Raw genomic sequence first — 21,155 nt, forward strand, 5'->3', positions numbered from 1 at the left:
ATCCTTGAACCCTTCCTTGCGTCTCTCGCCGGACCTACACGAACTTCTTCTCGGCGAGGAAGTCGGCGGCCTTGCTGCCGCCGTCGCCCTCGTCCTTGACGATCGTGCCCGCGGCGCGCGGCGGCGCAGCGGCGAAGTCCACGGTCTCGGTGGTGGCGTTGGCCAGGCCGATCTTCTCGGCCTCGATGCCGAGGTCCGCGGCGGTCTTCTCCTCCATCGGCTTCTTCTTCGCCTGCATGATGAGCTTGAAGGAGGGGTAGCGCGGCTCGTTGATCTTCTCCACGACGGAGACGACGGCCGGCAGCTGCGCCTCGACGACGTCGTGGCCGTAGTCGGTCTGGCGCTGCACCTTGATGGCGCTGCCGTCGACGTCGACCTTGCCCGCGAGGGTGAGCTGCGGGACGCCGAGGTACTCGGCGAGTGCGGCACCGAGCACACCGGTACGGGCGTCGGTGGACTCCGAGCCGAGGACGACGACGTCGTACTCGATGCTGCCCAGGGCCTTGGAGAGGGCGTAGGCGGTCTGCAGGGCGTCGGAGCCGTGCAGCGCTTCGTCCTTGACCCAGACGGCCTTGTCCGCGCCCATGGACAGGGCCTTGCGGATGGTGTCCTTGGCCTTGTCCGGACCCATCGTCAGGACGGTGACCTCGCCGCCGTGCTTCTCCTTGAGCTGGAGCGCCTCTTCGACGGCGTACTCGTCCAGCTCGTTGATGACACCGTCGGACGCTGCGCGGTCGAGCGTGTTGTCCTCTTCGTTCAGCTTCCGCTCGGTCGCCGTGTCCGGGACCTGCTTGACCAATACGACAATATTCATGGCCGGTGGCCGACCTCCCTGCACTCCCATGATCCGCCGTCCGGCGGACGGACGCTGGCGCGCCCCGTACTGCCAACAATGCCGAATGCCGTTCGGTCATCCGACGGCGGGGCCGGTATTCACGTCAATGCCGGTCCCGCGGTGTGCTCCAGCCGTATGTTACTGGCTAGTAGCCAGGAGACCAAGCCATGGCCCCCAGTAATACTTAGGAAACCCTAACCAGAGCGGGTCCACAGGATGCCAGAGGACCGCGACGGCTCGGCCGCACGGCCCTCGCGAACCGGACACCACTCCTTACGGCACCACGAATCAGCCTAGCCCGGGCTGTCCCGGGCGCATCGGTACATCCACCTGCCGAACCCTCCGCAAGTGGCACAGCACACACGAGGGCCCGGCCGGACGCCGTGCGTCCGGCCGGGCCTCCTACGTGCGCGCGGATCAGGAGAACCAGTCCGAAGGACCGCCGAAGGGCACCCAGTCGGGCGCCGAACCCAGACCCACCGACAGGATCAACATCGTGAGCAGGCAGATGCCCACGATCACCCCGATGTAGAGGTAGATGTTCTGGAAGCGCACCCGCTCCACCAGCCACACCGCCTGGTGCCGGGCCTCGCGGCCGCTGGGCATGATGTAACCGAGCAGCACCATGACGAAGATCGCGAACCCGCCGGTGTAGTTCGCGCCCTCGCCCCCGGTCTCGACGAAGGCCGAGTAGACCATGCCGACGAGGACGCCGCCGAGCAGATAGATCACACCGAACCCGGCCGTGCGCACGATCATCCTGCCCAGCGCCCACGGGAAACTCAGCACGACCATCATCGTGTCGGAGTTGCTGGGGCCGCGCCGCTGCAGGCGCCGTGCGTGCTCGGCCTTGACCACGTCCAGGGCGGACAGGCCGGCGAGGATCAGCACGCCCAGCAGCAGACCGAACCACGGGAACCACAGGGACACGCCCGCGAGCATGAACATGACCGGCACGAGCACCAACGGGTGCATCCGCCGGGCCTCGTACTCCTCGTACTCGTCGTCGTAGTACTCCTCGGACCCGTCCTCGTCGGCGCCACCCCGGAAGTAGTCGCCGAGACGGTCGTTGCTGCCCCTGCGGAACCGGCCCAGCAGACCGCTGTTGCCCTCCTGGTAGTCCTCCTCGCCGAACTCCTGCGTCTGGTGCGAACGCCCGTTCCCCACCGGGGTGAGGATGTCGCGGAAGTCCTCCGGACGCAGCGTCGAGTTGAAGAACTGGGTCTGGGGCGCATCGTTCGAGGGTTCCTGCGGCGGCGCCGGAGGCGGCCCCTGTTCCGAACGGTCCGCGGGCATCATCATCGTGCCCTGCTGGTCCTCCGCGCCCGGGACCTGACCCGGGTCCACACGCATGGTGCCCTGCGGACCGCTCTGCTCCGCGGCCTGTGAGGGATCGATACGCATGGTGCCCTGCGGGTCCGCCCGGGGGTCCTGCGGCGCGATGCGCTCGGTGCCCTGGGCCCCGCGCAGGTCGTCGGTGGACTCGTCGTCGGGGTCCCACCCGCCGGACGCGGCCTGGTTGAGGTCGTCGGTGGACTCGTCGTCGGGGTCCAGTCCACCCGAGGCAGCCTGGTGCAGCTCACCCGTGGGCTGCTCTGCACCCCGTCCGGTGGTCGGACGGTGCGACTGCTGGGCACCGCTGCCCCACCCCGCCGAGGCGGCGTGCGAGGTCTGCGGGGCCGACGGTGAGGCCCAGGCGCTCTGGGTCGGGTTGGCGCCGCTGCTGGTGTGCGGCGGCCCCCAGCCCTGGCTCCCACCGGCCTGGTTGGCCAGGTAGGCGCCGGCCGCACCCCCGGCCACCGCGCCCCCTGCCGCGGCAGCGGCGGAACCGCCCCCGCCACCGGAGGCCGGCGGCTCCTGCTGCTGCCCCTGCACGGTGTGGTTACCGGTGAGCCCCGTGGGGGTGCCCGGGTCCTCGGTCCAGGGGAGGTCGAGGTTGAGCCGGCTGGTCTCCAGGACGAGCTCGGCAGCGCTGGGCCGGTTCCCCATCTCCCGTGCCACGGCGCGGTTGACGATCGGACGCAGCGCATCGTGCATACCGTCCATGTCGATCTCGCCGTTGAGGATGCGGAAGAAGATGACCTCGAAGGATCCGGCTCCGTAGGGCGGACGCCCCGTCGATGCGAAGGCCACAGTGCCGCCCCAGGCGTGCACGTCGGTGGCCGGGCCGAGGTCGGTGCCCTCGATGACCTCCGGCGAGAGGTAACTGGGCGTACCGACGAAGGTGCCGGTCTGGGTGAGCTTGGCGCCGTCGACCGCGTGGGCGATACCGAAGTCGATGACGATCGGTTCGCCGTTGGAGATGATGACGTTGCCGGGCTTGAGGTCCCGGTGGATCACGTCCACGGCGTGGATGTCCTTGATCGCCCGGGCCATACCGGTCACGAAACGGGTCAGCGCACGCCCGCGCAGCGGACCGTGGTCCGTCACGGTCGAGTCCAGGGTCGGCCCGGGGATGTACTCGGTGATCACCCACGGCAGCTCGGCCTGGGTGTCGGCCTCGATCACCTCGGCCACGTTCGGGCTCTGCACGCGCCGCATCGTCTCGACCTCGCGCGCCAGCCGGGCACGCGCGATCTCGTCCCCCGCCACCTCGGGCTTGAGGACCTTCACCGCCACGAACTGGTTGGTCCGGGGATCCTCGGCCTGGTACACCACTCCCATACCGCCCTGCCCGATACGGCGGCGGATGGTGTAGTGGCCGATGCGCTCCGGCAGCTCCTCGCCCGTGGGGAAACCTGCCGATATTGACATCGAGAATTCATCCCCTCAAAAGACCGCATACCACCGCGTCCAGCTTATCGGCCGGGGGATGGGTCAACATTGGCTTCGTGTGGCCCGTCGTGTGCCCGCATGACTCGTTGTGTGTGTGCCGCCGGGGTTCGGGGGTCCGGGCAGCCTGTCCGCGTGGGCCGACCACCACGAGTATGACGGAAAAATCGGTGTGGCGGTTCCCACCGACGGTACCGCGCGGGCGCGGGGTTGCGGGACCGGAGGAAGGGGGAACCGGCGCCGATGACCGTTTGCGGCCACCGGCGCCGGCCCCCGCATCGGGGCCGGACGGGTTCCGTTCCCGGTCAGCGGCCCTCGAACCGCGCCTTTCCGGGTCCCTCCTCGACAAAACTACGCATCCCGGTCTTCTGATCCTCGGTGGCGAAGAGAGAGGCGAATTGCATCCTCTCGATCTCCAGACCCGTGGACAGCTCGGTCTCCAGTCCGCGGTCGACGGACTCCTTCGCGGCCGCCAGTGCGACGGCCGGCCCCTGGGCGAGCGGGGCGACCTTGGCGACGGCGGCGGCGTAGACCTCCTCGTCGGCCACGACCTCGTCGACCAGACCGATCTCACGGGCCTCGTCCGCACGCACGTGCCGGCCGGTGAAGAGCAGGTCCTTGGCGCGGGCCGGACCGATCAGGCGCGGCAAGCGCTGGGTGCCCCCGGCACCGGGGATGACACCGAGTTGGATCTCGGGCACACCCAGCTTGGCCTTGGTACCGGCGACCCGGAAGTCGGCGGACAGGGCCAGCTCCAGCCCGCCGCCGAGCGCGTACCCGGTCACGGCGGCCACGACCGGCTTGGGGATGCGTTCCACGGCGTTGAGCGCCTCCTGCAGGTCCCGGGAGTATTCGCGCATCTGCACCGCCGTACGGTCGCCCATCTCCTTGATGTCGGCACCGGCGACGAAGACGCGTTCACCCCCGTAGACGACCACGGCCCGGACCGCGTCGTCGCCGGAGACCTGCGCGGCCGCCTCGGCGATCTCCGCCGTCAGGGCGGCGTTGAGGGCGTTGACCTTGGGGCGGTCCAACCGGATGACGGCCACCCCCGGGTTGTCGGGGTCGGTCTCCACGCGTACGAACTCGGCCACGCTCTTCACCTTCTCCACGTCGATGTCCCTTGTCGGAACTGCATATCAAGCCGTTCCGGTCCAGAGCAGTACCAGGGTGCCTGTGCTGCAGGAGACCCCGTAGGCGCACAGGAGCAGTACGGGCGCGGCGGCCAGGAGAAGGGTGTCCCTCCGCCCCCACCGGCTGCGGCGCGCACGGGAGCGCGGTCCGGTACCGAAGGCGCGCGCGTCCATGGCGGTGGCGAGCAGGGTCCCGGTGCGGACGGAACGCACGAGCAGGGAGAACAGCCGTCCGAAGAACAACCTGACCGCCCGGACGGGGTTGCCCCTGGCCGCCAGGCCACGGGCCCTCCGGGCGAGGGTGATGGTGCGCCACTGGTGAGCGAGCAGCGGCACCAGGCGCAGGGCGGCCAGCACCCCCATGGCGGGGCGTTCGGGCACCTTCAGACGCTGCACGAGCCCGTCGGAGAGGTCGGTGGGGTCACTGCTGACCGCGGCGAGCAGTCCGGGCAGGGCGATGGCGAGGACCCGCACGGCCGCGCCGAGGGCGCCCTCGGCCCCCTGATCGCCGTAGAGGAGGTTGACCAGCAGGGTCGAACCGCCCATGAGCAGGAAGGGCAGGCCGAGTACGAGCAGGGTGCGCCGGTCCGTGCCGCTGAAGGGCACCAGAGCAGCGGTGCCCGCGAGCACGACCCCGCCGGTGACGGGGTCGGCCGAGGGGACCAGACCGAGGGCGAGGATCAGCGCCGCCAGGAGTTTGGCGGCGGGGTTGAACCGGGACAGCCAGTGGCGGAGGCCTGCGTCCTCGGGCACGTCCATGGTCAGGGTGTCGCCGCTACCGGCACTCATGTGGTCCGCCCCTCGTCGACGTGCACGCCTGCCCCGCCGACCCGGACCCGGACGTCGGTGAACCGGTGTTGCAGGAGGGGGTCGTGGGTGGCCATGAGCACCGCGCTGCCGCCGGCCCGCAGAGCAGCGAGCAGGTCCACCAGTTCGCGCCAGGTTCGGGTGTCCTGGCCGAAGGTGGGTTCGTCCAGGGCCAGAACGCACGGGGCGTTCGCGGGCCCGGAACCGAGCGCGGTGGCCACCGACAGCCGCCGTTTCTCCCCTCCGGAGAGTGTGTAGGGGTGCACGTCGGCCAGGTGCTCCAGGCGCAGGCGCTGCAGGAGCTCGTCGACGCCGGCCCCGACCCGTGCCGGCGGCAGCCCGGAGACACGCGGCCCGAGCGCGAGCTCCTCACGCACGCTGGCGGTGACGAACTGGTCCTCGGCGTGTTGGAAGACAGTACCCACGTTCCGGGCCAGCCTGCGTGCGGGCCAGCGGTACAGAGGACGCCGGTCGGCCTCTGCCAGGGGCCCGCGCGGCACGACGGCTCCGCGGTGGGGACGGTCGAGCCCGGCCAGCAGGGTCAGCAGGGTGGACTTGCCCGAACCGTTGGCTCCGACCAGGGCGGTGGCCGTGCCGGAGCGGGCCTCCAGGTGCACGTCCTCCAGGACGGTCCTGCGACCGTCGCCGCGCATACCCAGACCGCCGGGGGTCCGCGCGCTCACCCCCTCGGCCGCCAGAACGGGGGCACCGCCCGGGGCAGGAGCGACGGACGGTTCCGGTTCGCGTCCCGGGACCCACACTCCGCGCTCGGCCAGTTCGGCGCCGTGCCGGTCGAAGATCCGCGCGGGCGGGCCATCCGCGACGACGCCTCCGCCGGGTTCGAGCACGACGACGCGGTCGACCAGGTCGACGACCTCGGCGACCCGGTGCTCGACCAGCACCAGGGTCGCCTCCGTCTCGGCCGACAACCGTTGCAGGACACCGCGGACGAGGGCGGCGCCCTCGGGGTCGAGGTTGGCGGTGGGTTCGTCCAGGAGCAGGAGCCGGGGCCGCATTGCCATCGCCCCGGCCACGACCAGGCGTTGTTTCTCCCCGCCGGAGAGCGCGCCGGTGGAGCGCCGGTGGTCGTAAGGGAATCCGACCGCGTTCAGGGCACGGGCGACCCGGGGCCAGATCCGGTCGGGGTCCACGCCGAGGTTCTCCGGGCCGAAGGCCACGTCGTCCCCGGCCCGGGCCATGACCAGCTGCGAGTCCGGGTCCTGGCTGACCAGCCCCACCGTGCCACGCCGGCGGTCGGCCGGACGGCCCTCGACCAGCAGGGTGCCTTCCTGTTCACCGCTGATGGCCCCGTCGGGCCCGGTGAGCCCGGCCAGGGCGTGCAGCAGGGTCGATTTTCCGGCGCCGGACGCGCCCAGCAGCAGGACCCGCTCACCCGCGTCGATACGCAGGTCCACACCTCTCAGTGCGTACTCGGACCGGCCCGCGTGGCGCCACCCCCAACCGGACAGGCGGACGTCGGCCAAGGTCAGTCCTTCGCCGACGCGAACGGGGTCAGCGCCCCGGCCCGGGCCAGGGACGTGGTCAGCAGGCGCGCGCCCGTGCCGGCGATGAGCGCGGAGCTGAGCACCACGAGAGCGCCGTAGATCAGGTTGTGGGACAGCGGCCAGGCAACGTAGTACATCACCGCGTCCTGTACCGCGGGCGAGAGCCCTGCGACAGCGCCGGCGAGGACGGCGACCCCCATGGTCCAACGGCGGTAACGCGTGGCCAGGAAGACCAATTCGGGCAGCAGGCCCTGCGCCAGGCCCTGGAGCAGCACCATGACGCCCCATTGTGTGCCCAGGACCATCGAGACGGCGGCGGCCGCCAGGGAGGTCAGTACGGCGGCGCCGGGCTTACGGATGACAAAACCGCCCAGCACACCCGCGAGCAGCCAGACGCCGTAGAAGACGGCCTGGGCCGGCGGGAAGAGGGCGAAGAGCGGGTCGGTGGCCGACCAGACCAGGCCCCAGAGCCAGAAAACCACGCCCATGGCGGCGCCGATGACGGCACCCACCACGATGTCCACGGTGCGCCAGGACCGGGCCGCGGTGAGCACACTCGGATGTGTCCGCGAACGGCTTTCGGTGTCCATACGGATCGGTCTCCTCTCGTCTATGGCGACGAGGGGTGGCCGCAGCTACCACGGCCGAGAGCGTTCCCGGTGCTTCGGGAACGGTTCCCACGACTTCCTTCGCCGGCATGATCCGGATCAAGTGCAGGGCCTGTTCGGCTCGGCCGGACAGGCCCTAAGGGTCTGCGGCCGCCTCGACCGCACTCTCAGCGCTCTCGCGCTCCCCTGTCGGTTCTTCCCATTATGGGCCATGAGGGCGGGATCCGGCGAGTGCCCGCCCCCATGTCCGGGCCGCACGCGGTGGAGTGGGCGTCCGGGCCGGGCCCGGGCACCCCCTCCACCTGCGGTTCCGGTGTGGGTCAGCCGCCTTCGGGGCTGCCTCCGTCGTCGTCATCGTCCTCGTCCGAACCTGAGGGTTCCGAGGAAGGGTCGCCGAACTTGCTGGGTGGGCTCCCGAAGCCGTCCTGCGGTGTGTCCTCCACCGCCTCGCGCATGGTCTCCTGCCAGATCGGTCCGGGCAGTGTGCTGCCGTAGACCACACCGAAGCTGCGGCCGCCGATGGTCACGTTCCGGAGCGGGTACTGCTCACCGCCGCGTACGTCGCCCACGACCACGGCCGAGGACAGGTGCGGGGTGTAGCCGGCGAACCAGGCGTAGGCGGAGTTGTCGGTGGTCCCGGTCTTGCCGGCCACCGGAGCCCCGATGTCCAGCCCGTCGGCGGTACCTCCCTCGAAGGGTTTCTGGAGCAGGTGGTTGACGCCGTCGGCGACGTCGGGCTCGATGACCTGCTCGCACTCGCTGTCGACCTGGATCCTCTCCCCGCCGTTGTCGGGTTCGCCGATGGTGATCTCCCGGGCCGGGACGGGCTCGCACAGACTGCCTCCTGAGGCGAAGACGGCGTAGGAGTTGGCCACGCTCATCGGCGAGACCTCCTGGTCGCCGAGGGTGAAGGAGCTCCACACCCCCAGGTCCTGGCCGTCGGCGCGGTGCACCCCGAGCCTCTTCGCCATCTGCGAGGTCTCGCACAGACCGACCCGGCGCTGCAGTTGTGCGAAGTAGGTGTTCACCGATCCCTTGGTCCCACTGAGCATGTTGTGCTCTCCCCCGTCGCTCTCGCCGGCGTTGGAGACACTCCAGGAGGACATCTTCTCGCCGTCGCAGTTGACGAGTCCGCTCACGGAGACCGACTTCGGTGAGTCGAAGCTGGTCCCGTACCCCAGCCCCTGGTCCAGTGCCGCGGCGAGGGTGTAGGGCTTGAACGTCGACCCGGCCTGGAAACCGGTGGACCCGCCCTCGTCCTGGTCCACGGCGAGGTTGATGGAGGTCGTTCCGGCGGACTCGTCCTCGAAGCCGTAGCGCAGGTTCTGCGCCAGGGCCCGGATCTGGCCGGTGCCGGGGTGGACGACGGCCTGAGCGGCGAACTTCGTGGAGTCCTCCGGCGGCACGTGGCGGTCCACGGCCTCCTGGGCGGCCTCCTGAGCACGGCGGTTGAGCCCGGTCTCCACGGTCATGCCGCCCTTGCCGATGAGTTCGGTGCGTTCCTCCTCGGTCTCGCCGAGTACGTCGGAGGTCAGGAGCCAGTCCATGACGTACTGACAGTAGTGCGGGTACTCGCTCTCCGCGCAGCTCCCCCCGCGGGGTGTGTGGTCGAGACGCAGGTCACCGCGGTACTGGTCGGCCTCTTCCGCTTCGATGTAGCCGGTGTCGACCATGCGGTCGAGGACGACGTCGCGGCGGTCCTGGGAGTGCTCGGGATTCTGCAGCGGATCGTAGTAGGAGGGGCTGCGCACGATCCCGACGATGGTGGCGGCCTGGCCCGGGTCGAGTTCGGATGCGGGGACGGAGAAGTAGCGCTGGGCCGCCACTTCGATGCCGTGGGCACCCGCGCCGAAGTAGGCGAGGTTGAGGTAGCCCTGCATGATCTCGTCCTTGGTGAGGCGCTCCTCGAGTTCGATGGCCTGGCGCAGCTCGACGATCTTGCGGGTGATGTTGCGGCCGCTGGCGCGCTCCAGTTCCTCCTCGGTTTCGGCCTGTTCCATCAGCAGGTTCTTGACGTACTGCTGCGTGATGGTCGAGCCGCCCTGGGTGTTGCCCTGGGCCGTGCGCAGTGCGGCCCGCAGGAGACCGCGCAGGTCGAGGCCGCTGTGTTCGTAGAAGCGGTCGTCCTCGATGGCCATGAGCGCGGCCGGTACCCACGGGCTGATCTCGTCGAGATCGACGACCTCGCGTTCGCGTTGGGCGACCTCGGCGAAGGGTTCGCCGTCGGTGTCGGTGAGTACGACGTGCTCGGCGAGACGGGGCACCTTCAGGTCGTGCGGTATGTCCATGAAGGACGCCGCGGTGTCGCGTCCGGCCAGCCCGAGACCGCCCACCCACGGCATGAGCAGCGCGGCGCTCAGCACACCGGCCAGGGCCCCGAGACCGGCCAGCCGCAGGATCTTCCTGTTCGTCTCGGTGTCGACTCTCTCGCGCAGTGTGCGCTTGTCCCCCGACTCCTCCACGTCGCCCCCTACGAGGTGTGCGGCCCACCCCGCATGCCGGGCGGAGCAGGCACTCCAACACAAGAGTTCCAGGAGCACCGCGCGAACAGAACGGTCATTTCGGGCGCGTTAGTGAAAATCTTTGCCAATACCCCGCAAAAGCCACGACCAGATCACCTTCATCCCGAGCGTTACCCCCAGAAGAAAGAACAGCGACATAATGGGGCGCCCGGAATACCCCCCGACCGCCAACGCAGCATTCGTTCATCCCTACCCATGAGGGGATCACCATCAACACGAGCATGATTTTTCCGAATTCCCCCTACACACGACCTGAAAATCACCGGGCGAGCGCGCAAAAATACCGGACACACATGGCCTGTTTGTGAAGTTTACCCAGGTGAAACCTCACAAATACCAAGTTCATGGGCACAGACAAAGTGTGACCAAGGTCACGGACGCACCCCGGCCTCGATGACAGTACGAACAGCAGGTAAGGGCCGACGATGGGCAGCGGTGGGCAGCAGCTCCGTGATCCGGACAGCACAGATGTGGCCCGTCCCGCCAATCCACCCCGCTTCACATCCCGTCGAACATTTTCTGCTCCCCGGAAACCATCGCGCTTCCAGAAATCGCCCGAACCATGACAATTGCGGTGTAGCCAGTGATCGGACGCCTGCCCATCCTCGACCTGTTCCCTTCCAATGACCTGGGGGCGGTGAAAGCAGTTCCCGGAGAACGCTTCACCGTGAGCGCCACCATCATCCGCGAGGGCCACGACACCCTCTCCGCAGGCGTGGCACTGTACTCTCCCGAAGGCCGGCGCACCTCCCTCGTCCGCATGCACGAACACCACCCCGGCAGCGACCGGTTCGAGGCCGAGATCAGCCTCCCCGGTGAAGGCCGGTGGTCCTTCGCGGTCGAGGCCTGGCACGACCCCTTCCTCACCTGGCGGCACACCGCCGGGATCAAGGTCCCTCTCGGCCAGGACACCGAGCTCGTCCTGGAGGAGGGCGCCCGTCTGCTCGCCCGCGCCGGACGCCGTGTGCCACGCGACCCGGCTCTGCAGCGCGCGGCACGGGAGCTGCGCGACACCGGCCGACCGCCCCTGGAACGCCTCGCCGCCGGTCTCCACGAGGACGCCGTCGCAGCGATGGAACACGCGCCCCTGCGCGAACTCCTCACGCGCTCACGCAAGGTGCACGTCGCCGTGCACCGCGAGCGCGCCCTCTTCGGCTCCTGGTACGAGTTCTTCCCCCGCTCCGAGGGCGCCCAGGTCGACACGGTCCCCGGCCAAGAGCTCTCGGGCACCTTCGCCACCGCCGCCAAACGCCTGCCCGCCATCGCTGACATGGGTTTCGACGTGGTCTACCTGCCGCCGGTCCACCCGGTCGGTACCAGCAACCGCAAGGGGCCCAACAACGGCCTCGCCGCGGGCCCCGGCGACCCCGGATCGGTGTGGGCGATCGGCTCGGAGGCCGGCGGCCACGACGCCGTCCACCCCGACCTGGGAACCCTCGCCGACTTCGACGCCTTCGTCGCCGAGGCAGGCGAACACGGCATGGAGATCGCCCTGGACCTGGCGTTGCAGTGCTCTCCCGACCACCCCTGGGTGACAGAGCACCCCGAATGGTTCGTCCAGCGCGCCGACGGTTCCATCGCCTACGCGGAGAACCCGCCCAAGAAGTACCAGGACATCTATCCGCTGTGCTTCGACCACGACTTCGAGGGCCTGTACGCGGAGATCCTGCGAGTGGTGCGGCACTGGATGTCCCACGGGGTCCGCATCTTCCGCGTCGACAACCCGCACACCAAACCGGTCGTGTTCTGGCAGCGCCTGCTCGCCGACGTGGCCGAAACCGACCCCGACGTGCTGTTCCTGGCCGAGGCCTTCACCCGGCCCGCGATGATGCGCACCCTCGGCCAGGTCGGTTTCCACCAGTCCTACACCTACTTCACCTGGCGCAACGGCAAGGAAGAGCTCACCGAGTACCTCACCGAGCTCAGCCGGGAGAGCGCCCACCACCTGCGCCCCAACCTGTTCACCAACACACCCGACATCCTCCACGCCTACCTCCAGCACGGAGGGCGTCCCGCCTTCGAGGCCCGGGCCGTCGTCGCCGCGCTGGCATCCCCCACCTGGGGCATCTACTCGGGGTTCGAGCTGTGCGAGAACACCCCGGTGCGCCCCGGCAGCGAGGAGTACCTCGACTCGGAGAAATACCAGTACCGGCCCCGGGACTGGGCGGCCGCCGAGGCCTCCGGGGAGACGATCGCGCCCCTGCTGACCGCACTCAACCGGCTCCGTCGTGAGCACCCGGCCCTCCGGGAGCTGCGCAACCTGCGTTTCCACCACGTGGATCGGCCCGAGCTCATCTGCTTCTCCAAACACCGGCCCGGAGACGGGCCCGGAGCCCCCGACGACGCCGTCATCGCCGTCGTCAATCTCGACCCGCACCACGCCCACGAAGCGACGGTGCACCTGGATCTGCCGTCCATCGGCCGCGCATGGGAGGAGGACATCAGGGTGACCGACGAGCTGACCGGCCGCACCTACACGTGGCGAGCGCACAACTACGTGCGTCTCGACCCTGCGACCGGGCCCGCACACGTGTTCACCACCAACGGCAGATGAGGCCTCCGGGTCGGCCCGGCCGGCATTCGGGCCCGCACCCGGAAGACGCCCGTTGAACCGACGTCGAACATTTTGGTGGGGAGCAGTAGATGAGCAAAGACGCGCCCGGACCCGGCCACCACACCGGACACGGTCCCCTGGCCCCGGCGACCGGATCCGCCACCGGACCACTGATGTCCTCCGGCGGTTCCAGCGATCCCTACTGGTACAAACACGCCGTCTTCTACGAGGTGCTCGCCCGGGGCTTCTTCGACTCCAACGGCGACGGCACCGGAGACCTGGCCGGTCTGACCAGCAAGCTGGACTACCTCCAGTGGTTGGGCATCGACTGCGTCTGGCTGCTGCCGATGTACGAGTCACCGCTCAAGGACGGCGGTTACGACATCTCGGACTACTTCAAGATCCTCCCGGAGTTCGGTCGCACCTCCGACTTCGTGGAGCTGCTGGACGAGGCCCACCGCCGCGGCATCCGGGTCATCACCGACCTGGTCATGAACCACACCAGTGACCAGCACCCGTGGTTCCAGGCCTCCCGGGAGGACCCCGAGGGGCCCTACGGCGACTTCTACGTCTGGTCGGACACGCCCGACCGCTACGAAGAGGCCAGGATCATCTTCGTCGACACCGAGACCTCGAACTGGAGCTGGGACGAAGTCCGCGGCCAGTACTACTGGCACCGTTTCTTCTCGCACCAGCCCGACCTGAACTACGAGAACCCGAAGGTGCAGGAGGCGATCCTGGAGGTCCTGCGGTACTGGCTGGACCTGGGTATCGACGGGTTCCGGCTGGACGCGGTGCCCTACCTGTACGAGCGCGAGGGCACCGACTGCGAGAACCTCAAGGAGACGCACGAGTTCCTCAAGCAGGTACGCGCCGAGGTCGACCGCCTCTACCCGGACCGGGTGCTGCTGAGCGAGGCCAACCAGTGGCCCGCCGACGTCGTCGACTACTTCGGCGACCACGAGAGCGGCGGCGACGAGTGCCACATGAACTTCCACTTCCCGCTGATGCCGCGGATGTTCATGGCGGTACGCCAGGAGCGGCGGTTCCCGATCTCGGAGATCCTCGCCCAGACCCCGGAGATCCCGGAGAACTGCCAGTGGGCGATCTTCCTGCGCAACCACGACGAGCTGACCCTGGAGATGGTCACCGACGAGGAACGCGACTACATGTACGCGGAGTACGCCAAGGAACCGCGTATGCGCGCCAACGTGGGGATCCGCCGACGCCTGGCCCCGCTGTTGGACAACGACCGCGACCAGATCGAGCTCTTCCACGCCCTGCTGTTGTCCCTTCCGGGCTCGCCGGTGCTCTACTACGGCGACGAGATCGGCATGGGAGACAACATCTGGCTGGGTGACCGCGACGCGGTACGCACCCCGATGCAGTGGAGCTCGGACCGCAACGCCGGTTTCTCCAAGAGCGACCCGGGCCGACTGTACCTGCCGCTGGTCCTGGACCCGATCTACGGGTACCAGGCCGTCAACGTCGAGGCCCAGGTCGACAACCCGGGCTCGTTGCTGCACTGGACGCGCCGCATGATCCAGATCCGCAAACGCCATCCCGTCTTCGGTACGGGGGCCTACTCCGAGCTCGACGCCACGAACCCGAGCGTGCTGGCCTTCCTCCGCGAGGACGGCGACGACCGGATGCTCTGCGTGAACAACTTGTCCAAGTACCCGCAACCCGTGGAACTGGACCTGTCCCGGCACGCCGGGGTGAGCCCGGTCGAGTGTGTGGGCGGGGCCCGTTTCCCCGAGATCGGCGAACTGCCGTACCTGCTGACCCTGCCGGGACACGGGTTCTACTGGTTCCAGCTCCCGCCTCTCCCGTCCGAGGAGGCCACACGTTCCGAGGCCGGGGGCCTGCCCGGTTACGGCCTTCCCGCGGCCGGAGCCAGTGCACGCAGCAGCCAGGAAAGCGGGCCGGTCCGACATGTGTGAACTCGAAGAACTCCTGGCCGTCTGGCTGCCCCGGCAGCGGTGGTTCTCCGGCAAGGGGATCCCGCTCCGGCGGCTGCGCATCCTGAGCCGCCACCAACTGCTGTCGGCCGGTCCCGAAGGGCCCGACCTCGATCTGTTGGTCCTGGAGGCGGGCCAACGCGGCACGACCTCGCGGTACCAGATCATGCTGGGGTCGCGCCCACCGCGGACACTGCCCGCCCACCTGGCCCGCACGGCCATCGGGGTGTGCCAGGTCTTCGGCGGCCGCCCGCAGGTGGTCTACGACGCCGCTCACGACGAGGAACTCACCGCGCTGCTGCTGGAACGTTTCACCGACACGGAGCCGGGGGGCCGCTCGGAGGTGCGTTTCCGTACCCTGCCCGGCGCGCGGTTGCGCACCGGTGCACCGGGCCGGTTGCTGACCGGGGAACAGTCCAACACCTCGCTGGTCTTCGGCCGCGACCACGTGCTCAAGACCTTCCGGCGGCTGTGGCCCGGCCCCAACCCGGACCTGGAGCTGAACACGGCCCTGTCGGGGTCGCCCTACGTGGCCGAACCCTGCGGGTGGATCGAGGCCGACCTTCCGGGCTCGCCCACCCCGACCACGCTCGCGATGCTGCAGACCTTCGTGCCCGAGGCGACCGACGGCTGGGTGATGGCGACCGCGAACGTGCGTTCCCTGCTCGCCGGGGCGACCCGGGAACGGGAGGCGGCCTTCGCGGAGGAGGCTGCGCTGCTGGGGCGTACCACCGCCGAGGTGCACCGTTCCTTGTCCCAGACCCTGCCGACGGACGTGCTCTCGCTGGACGAGATCTCCGACCTGGCCGAGGCCATGGTCGAACGCCTGGCGATGGCCACCGCCGAGGTCCCGGAACTGGCCGAGCACGCCCAGAGCGTGATGTCGGCCTACTCCGACTTCTCCCAGGTGGACGGGCCGCTGCCGACCCAGCGGGTGCACGGCGACTACCACCTGGGACAGGTGATCCGCCCGGAGCGGGGATGGGTCCTGCTCGATTTCGAGGGGGAACCCACGATGCCGGTGCAGGACCGGCGGCGTCTGTCCAACCCGTTGCGGGACGTGGCCGGGATGCTGCGGTCCTTCGATTACGCGGCCGGATACCTGCTCATCGACCATCCGGGCGAACCCGACCTGGAACGGTCGGCCCGCGTCTGGGCCCGGCACAACCGGGAGGCCTTCTGCCGCGGCTACGCCGACGGCGGCGGGATCGACCCGGACAAGCACCTGGTCGCTCTGCGTGCCTTCGAGTTCGACAAGGCGGTCTACGAGGTGCTGTACGAGGCCCGGAACCGGCCGAACTGGCTGCGGGTCCCACTGGACTCGATCGCCTCGGCGGTCGCTGCTTCGGTGCCGGGCTGACCCCGGCGTGCGGTCACGGCGGCCGTGTACGGCCCCGTGACCGCACCGCTCTCCTCCCTCCCCGACGACCTTCTTCCTCCCGAACACGAGCACTGTCCACAACCGAGAACCACACACGGAGCCGTCTTGTCCCCGTCACGCGAAGAACGACAGCCGAACGAGCGCGCCGCGACCTCCACGTCGAGGACCGGCGCGAAGAAGACCGCCGGCGGCCAGGGTTCCGCCGGCGCGAAGAGCACTGCGACGGCGCACCGGGCCGCGGACGGTGCCGGGAAGGCACCGGCGGCGCGCACACGCCGTCCGGCCGAGCCCTCCCCCGGGCTCCTGTCCGAGGTCGACCGTGTCGTCGACGGCCACCACCATGATCCGCACGGCGTGCTGGGTGCACACTCCGAGGGCCGCAGCACGGTCGTGCGGGTCCTGCGGCCGGGGGCGCTGAGCGTGCACGCCGTCCTGGGTGACGGCTCGCGGGTCGAACTCCCCCATCTGCACCGGGGCGTCTTCTCCGGCAAGGTCACCAAGAAGGCGCTGGGGTCCCCGGCCGAGTACCGCGTGGCCGCCCGCTACGAGGAGGACGGACAGGAGCACCTGAGCGCCGACCCCTACACTTTCGCGCCCTTCCTGGGCGAGCTCGACCTGCACCTCATCGGTGAGGGCCGGCACGAGGAGCTGTGGAACGTCCTGGGCGCGCACCCGCAGACCCCCTCCACCCGAGCGGGTGAGGTCGAGGGCACCCGGTTCTCGGTGTGGGCGCCTGACGCGCGCGGAGTGCGGCTCATCGGCGACTTCAACTACTGGAACGGTGTCGGCCACCCGATGCGCAGCCTCGGCTCGAGCGGGGTGTGGGAACTCTTCGTCCCGGGCCCGGGCGAGGGCGACCTGTACAAGTTCCAGGTGCTGGGCGCGGACGGCCACTGGCACGACAAGGCCGACCCGATGGCGCGGGCCACACAGATGCCGCCGGCGACGGCGTCGGTGATCACCGAGTCCGATTACGTGTGGGGCGACCAGGAGTGGATGTCGGCCCGTAAGGGCACGGAGCCGCACCGGGCACCGATGAGTGTCTACGAGGTGCATCTGGGCTCGTGGCGTCCGGGGCTGGGTTACGAGGAGCTGGCCGAACAGCTCGTGGAGTACGTGGCCGAGCACGGGTTCACCCACGTGGAGCTCCTCCCCGTGGCCGGACACCCCTTCGACGGCTCGTGGGGGTACCAGGTCACCTCCTACTTCGCTCCCACGCCGCGGTTCGGGACCCCGGACGGGTTCCGGTACCTGGTGGACGCGCTGCACCGGGCGGGGATCGGTGTGCTGCTGGACTGGGTCCCCGCTCATTTCCCCAAGGACTCCTGGGCGTTGGCCCGGTTCGACGGGACCGCGCTGTACGAGCACCCGGACCCGCGCCGGGGCGAGCACCCCGACTGGGGCACGCTCATCTTCAACTACGGTCGGACCGAGGTCCGCAACTTCCTCGTCGCCAACGCCCTGTACTGGCTGGAGGAGTTCCACATCGACGGGCTGCGCGTGGACGCGGTCGCGTCGATGATCTATCTCGACTACTCGCGCGACTCCGGGCAGTGGGAGCCCAACGCCTTCGGCGGCCGGGAGAACCTGGAGGCGATCGGTTTCCTCCAGGAGCTCAACTCGGTCGTGTACCGGCGCAACCCGAGCGCGGTGATGATCGCCGAGGAGTCCACCGCCTACACGGGGGTGACCACACCGGTCGACCTGGGCGGGCTCGGGTTCGGTCTCAAGTGGAACATGGGGTGGATGCACGACTCCCTGGAGTACGTGAAGAAGGAGCCGGTCCACCGCAAGTACCACCACAACGACATCACCTTCGCGATGATGTACGCCTACAGCGAGAACTACGTTCTTCCCCTGTCGCACGACGAGGTGGTGCACGGCAAGCAGTCCCTGCTCAACAAGATGCCCGGGGACGAGTGGCAGCGGGTGGCCAACGTGCGGGCGCTGTTGGGCTTCATGTGGTCGCATCCGGGCAAGCAGCTGCTGTTCATGGGCGGGGAGATCGCCCAGGGCGACGAGTGGTCGCACGAGGAGGGCGTTCCGTGGTGGCTGCTGCAGTTCGATCACCACTCGGGGGCCCAGCGTCTGGTCAAGGAGCTCAACGACGCCTACCGCCCGCGTGAGGCGCTGTGGTCGCTGGACACCGACCCGGCCGGGTTCACCTGGCTCGACGGGGGTGACCACGAGGGCAACACGCTCTCCTACCTGAGGACGGGGCAGGAGGGCTCTGTACTGGCCTGCGCCGTGAACTTCTCGCCGGTGCCGCGCGATGACTGGCGCATCGGGCTGCCGGGCGCGGGCCGGTGGAACACGGTCCTCAACACCGACGACACCCGCTTCGGCGGGTCGGGGCACCCGGCGCCGTCGGCCGTGGAGGCCGAGGGGACCGGGTGGCACGGGCAGCCGTTCTCGGCACGGGTCACGCTGCCGCCGTTGTCCGCGATCTGGTTCGAGCCGCAGGGGTGAACCCCTTCGGGGAGGGGCCTCGGGACCTTCGGTTCCCGGGGCCCTCCGGCGGTAGCCCGGAACACAGGACTCCTACATGTGTCGCGAGGAGTGCGCCCGGGTCACTACTCTACGGAGGTTCGTACCCCCGATCGTCCCGTTCCCAGTAAGGTCCATGACTGCGCCCCGCTACCCCGCTGCCCCGCCCTCCCCTGCCCTGAAAGGGGCCCGGCCACGGTTGGAGGGGGTGGACCTGGCCCGCTGGGTGGCCATCGCGGGCATGCTGCTCGTGCACTTCAGTGTCCCGTTCATCCCCGAGAACACCGTGACTGCCTGGTTGACCCACCAGGCGGCCTGGGGACGATCGACGATCCTGTTCACGTTCCTGGCCGGGGTGTCGCTGGCCCTCGCCTCCGGAGCGCGCGAACCGCACCGCGGCAGCCGGGGGCACGTGACCTCGGGCCGGATCGCGGTACGCGGTGTGGTGTTGATGCTCATCGGATGGGCACTCACCTCGGTCGTGGCCCCCACCGAGGCCGCGCTGACGGTCATCATCACCTACTACGGCCTGTACTTCCTGTTGACGTTGCCGTTCCTGCGACTCGACGCGAGGTGGAGCGCGGCCGTCGCCGTCACCTCCGTGATCGTGGGGCCGCAGCTGCTGTTCGCGTTGCGGCGCTCCAACGACGTGGGCGGGTGGTTCTTCGAGTTCACTCAGGCCTGGAACCGGTCCTCACCAGGGCACGTCCTCCTGGAGCAGGGGCTGCTGGACCTGGCGGTCTACGGGCTCTACCCGGCGTTGAGCTATGTGGCGGTCGTGCTCGCCGGCCTGGCCGTGGGCCGCCTGGACCTGCGCTCGCACACGGTCCGGTTGGGGATCGCGGCTCTGGGGCTGCTGTTGAACTCCGTCGCCTACCGCGCTTCCTGGCACGCCTGGGTGAGTTACCGGCTCGTCGAGGAGCTGGGGCCGCGTGAGGAGTACCAGGGGCCGCTGCCCACCGACGACGCCCGGTGGCTGCTCTCCAGTGCCTCGCACACCGCCACGACCCCCGAGATCGTCGGTGGTACCGGGTTGGCCATGACGGTGCTCGTGGTGTGCCTGTACCTGGCCGACCACCTACCGCGGCTGCTGAGGCCGTTCATCGCGACAGGGACGATGTCGCTGACCGTGTACGTGGCACACGGCCTGGCCATGGTGTGGCAGGCGAACCTGGACCACACCGCGGGTGTGCCCGCCCGGTGGCTGGACGGGACGATGCCCGAGGTCTTCATGGTCGGTTCGCTCGTGTTCGGTCTCGCCTGGCACAAGATCGTGGGGCGCGGGCCCGTGGAGGCACTGGTGTCCACGGCGAGTAGGACCGTGGTGCCGGGCGCGCGGCCGTCACGGGGTTCCGGGGCCGACACGTAGGCCACCCCTCGTCCGGCCCATGGCGGCCCCGGCACCGGACACCTCTGCGGGCCTGCCGGGCGGGGCCGCGGTTCGGCGCAGGCGCGGCCCGGACCCGGGGATCGACGGCCCGTGCCCCCTTCCACCAGCACCCCGAGCGTGTTTGGGTGTCCTCCTGCACACGAGTGAAGGGGAGCACATGGCCGATCAGAGCACGGGCCTACTGAGGGTCCTCGGGCGCGGAGACGTCCTCGTCCCGTATGGCGGTCGATCCCTTGGCGAGGGTAATAATGCCAGGAACCACGCCCGTCAGGCCCTCGCCGGGTCTTTGGGACGGAAGGCGGCTTCGAGCAGATGGGCCGCCGAGCCGACCGGATGTGTCGGGCCGGCCCACACGGCCCGTAGCGAGCGTACGAACGGGCTTCCTCGAACAGGCACGGGCACGAGGTGTCCGCTGCTGATCTCCTCCTCGACCACCAAACCACTCAGCACAGCGGGGCCGACCTTCTCGCGCACCGCCCGAATGATGGCCGACGTGCTGTTCAGCTCTGTCACCGGTTGCGCGCGCCTTTGAGAGCTGAGCACTTCGTCGACGAGGGCACGTGTACCGGATCCTGATTCCCGAGTCACCAAGGGGGTCCCGGCGAGTTGCTCGAGGCTGATCGCCTCGCAGCGGTCGGCCAAGCCCGCCCATTGGTGATCCGGAGCGACGACGACCTCTAACGTGTCATCACGGATCACGGTCTGATGCAGGTGCCCGGGCACGTGTGGGGACTCGATGAACCCGATGTCGAAATGGCCGTCGGTGACGCCTTCGAGCACCTGCTCGGAATTGTGCATGTGGAGCATCACGGTGACGTTCGGATGAGACCGTTTGAGCCTGCTGATCCAGAGTGGTGCCATGTATTCGGCGATCGTCTGTGAGGCTCCGACGGCGATCTTGTCGTTTCCGCTTCCGGCCAGTGCCTGCGCCCCCAGCGCGAACCGTTCCAAGGAGTCCAGGACCTCCTGGGCCCACGACGCCAGTAGGCGACCGTCGGGGGTCAAGAACGACCCGCGTGGCGAGCGTTCGATGACCCTGAGGCCGGTACGCCGTTCGAGCAGAGCGATGGCACGGGAGGCGTTCGGCTGAGCAATGCCGGCGTTACGTGCGGCTGTTCCGACTGACGGTGAACCCTCCAACGCCACCAGCAGCCTCAGGGTGGGCACCTGTATCCAGTCCACGGCATGACTCATATCTTC

The 21,155-nt window shown here is 69.3% G+C and carries 13 protein-coding genes; 5 read left to right on the forward strand and 8 right to left on the reverse strand.

Annotated elements, in window-relative coordinates:
- Positions 1-34: 34 nt before the first annotated feature.
- The 7 genes from D456_RS0110745 to D456_RS0110775 all read right to left on the reverse strand — a co-directional run bounded on the left by D456_RS0110745 (position 35) and on the right by D456_RS0110775 (position 10,122).
- A complete protein-coding gene (locus tag D456_RS0110745) occupies positions 35-814 on the reverse strand; it encodes an electron transfer flavoprotein subunit beta/FixA family protein (RefSeq protein WP_040699074.1) in 780 nt (259 codons plus the stop codon).
- Positions 815-1,252: 438 nt separating this feature from the next.
- Entirely contained in the window at positions 1,253-3,589 is a 2,337-nt protein-coding gene (locus tag D456_RS0110750) for a serine/threonine protein kinase (RefSeq protein ID WP_040699076.1), read from the reverse strand.
- Positions 3,590-3,912: 323 nt separating this feature from the next.
- The gene (locus D456_RS0110755; RefSeq protein ID WP_017576185.1) at positions 3,913-4,719 is read right to left on the reverse strand and encodes an enoyl-CoA hydratase/isomerase family protein; all 807 of its coding nucleotides are present in this window, start codon (positions 4,717-4,719) and stop codon (positions 3,913-3,915) included.
- A gap of 27 nt (positions 4,720-4,746) precedes the next feature.
- The gene (locus D456_RS0110760) at positions 4,747-5,529 is read right to left on the reverse strand and encodes an energy-coupling factor transporter transmembrane component T family protein (protein WP_017576186.1); all 783 of its coding nucleotides are present in this window, start codon (positions 5,527-5,529) and stop codon (positions 4,747-4,749) included.
- Positions 5,526-7,031: an ABC transporter ATP-binding protein gene (locus D456_RS0110765; protein ID WP_017576187.1), complete on the reverse strand. Its 1,506-nt coding sequence runs from the start codon at positions 7,029-7,031 to the stop codon at positions 5,526-5,528. Before D456_RS0110765 ends, D456_RS0110760 begins: the two co-directional genes overlap by 4 nt.
- Positions 7,032-7,033: 2 nt before the next feature.
- Positions 7,034-7,642 (reverse strand): ECF transporter S component, encoded by a 609-nt coding sequence (locus D456_RS0110770; RefSeq protein WP_017576188.1) that lies wholly within the window; start codon positions 7,640-7,642, stop codon positions 7,034-7,036.
- 338 nt (positions 7,643-7,980) lie between these two features.
- The gene (locus D456_RS0110775) at positions 7,981-10,122 is read right to left on the reverse strand and encodes a transglycosylase domain-containing protein (RefSeq protein WP_017576189.1); all 2,142 of its coding nucleotides are present in this window, start codon (positions 10,120-10,122) and stop codon (positions 7,981-7,983) included.
- Positions 10,123-10,765: 643 nt separating this feature from the next.
- On the opposite strand from D456_RS0110775, the gene D456_RS0110785 reads away from it, so the two are divergent.
- From D456_RS0110785 to D456_RS0110805, 5 genes are all read left to right on the forward strand, one after another.
- Positions 10,766-12,736, forward strand: coding sequence for an alpha-1,4-glucan--maltose-1-phosphate maltosyltransferase (locus D456_RS0110785; protein WP_017576191.1), 1,971 nt, complete (start codon positions 10,766-10,768; stop codon positions 12,734-12,736).
- Between the two features lie 89 nt (positions 12,737-12,825).
- The gene (gene treS / locus D456_RS23965) at positions 12,826-14,679 is read left to right on the forward strand and encodes a maltose alpha-D-glucosyltransferase (protein WP_017576192.1); all 1,854 of its coding nucleotides are present in this window, start codon (positions 12,826-12,828) and stop codon (positions 14,677-14,679) included.
- A complete protein-coding gene (locus D456_RS0110795) occupies positions 14,672-16,057 on the forward strand; it encodes a maltokinase N-terminal cap-like domain-containing protein (protein ID WP_017576193.1) in 1,386 nt (461 codons plus the stop codon). Before treS ends, D456_RS0110795 begins: the two co-directional genes overlap by 8 nt.
- Positions 16,058-16,381: 324 nt before the next feature.
- Complete coding sequence (glgB, locus tag D456_RS0110800; protein ID WP_040699093.1) at positions 16,382-18,547, forward strand: 1,4-alpha-glucan branching protein GlgB; 2,166 nt, start codon at positions 16,382-16,384, stop codon at positions 18,545-18,547.
- 154 nt (positions 18,548-18,701) lie between these two features.
- Positions 18,702-19,934 carry a heparan-alpha-glucosaminide N-acetyltransferase domain-containing protein gene (locus D456_RS0110805; RefSeq protein ID WP_230479940.1) on the forward strand — a complete coding sequence of 411 codons (1,233 nt, stop codon included), beginning with the start codon at positions 18,702-18,704 and terminating at the stop codon, positions 19,932-19,934.
- 288 nt (positions 19,935-20,222) lie between these two features.
- Here the strand turns inward: D456_RS0110805 and D456_RS0110810 are convergent, their stop codons facing one another.
- The gene (locus D456_RS0110810) at positions 20,223-21,149 is read right to left on the reverse strand and encodes a LysR family transcriptional regulator (protein ID WP_040699079.1); all 927 of its coding nucleotides are present in this window, start codon (positions 21,147-21,149) and stop codon (positions 20,223-20,225) included.
- Positions 21,150-21,155: the final 6 nt, after the last annotated feature.

This window comes from Nocardiopsis kunsanensis DSM 44524, from assembly GCF_000340965.1.
In the GTDB taxonomy this organism is placed as follows: domain Bacteria; phylum Actinomycetota; class Actinomycetes; order Streptosporangiales; family Streptosporangiaceae; genus Nocardiopsis; species Nocardiopsis kunsanensis.

Excerpts from the sequence above, each read along its gene's own strand:
- D456_RS0110810 (WP_040699079.1), bottom strand. The coding sequence starts at position 21,149 with ATGAGTCATGCCGTGGACTGGATACAGGTGCCCACCCTGAGGCTGCTG.
- D456_RS0110805 (WP_230479940.1), top strand. The coding sequence starts at position 18,702 with ATGACTGCGCCCCGCTACCCCGCTGCCCCGCCCTCCCCTGCCCTGAAA.
- D456_RS0110770 (WP_017576188.1), bottom strand. The coding sequence starts at position 7,642 with ATGGACACCGAAAGCCGTTCGCGGACACATCCGAGTGTGCTCACCGCG.
- D456_RS0110745 (WP_040699074.1), bottom strand. The coding sequence starts at position 814 with ATGAATATTGTCGTATTGGTCAAGCAGGTCCCGGACACGGCGACCGAG.
- treS (WP_017576192.1), top strand. The coding sequence starts at position 12,826 with ATGAGCAAAGACGCGCCCGGACCCGGCCACCACACCGGACACGGTCCC.
- D456_RS0110760 (WP_017576186.1), bottom strand. The coding sequence starts at position 5,529 with ATGAGTGCCGGTAGCGGCGACACCCTGACCATGGACGTGCCCGAGGAC.
- D456_RS0110750 (WP_040699076.1), bottom strand. The coding sequence starts at position 3,589 with ATGTCAATATCGGCAGGTTTCCCCACGGGCGAGGAGCTGCCGGAGCGC.
- D456_RS0110795 (WP_017576193.1), top strand. The coding sequence starts at position 14,672 with ATGTGTGAACTCGAAGAACTCCTGGCCGTCTGGCTGCCCCGGCAGCGG.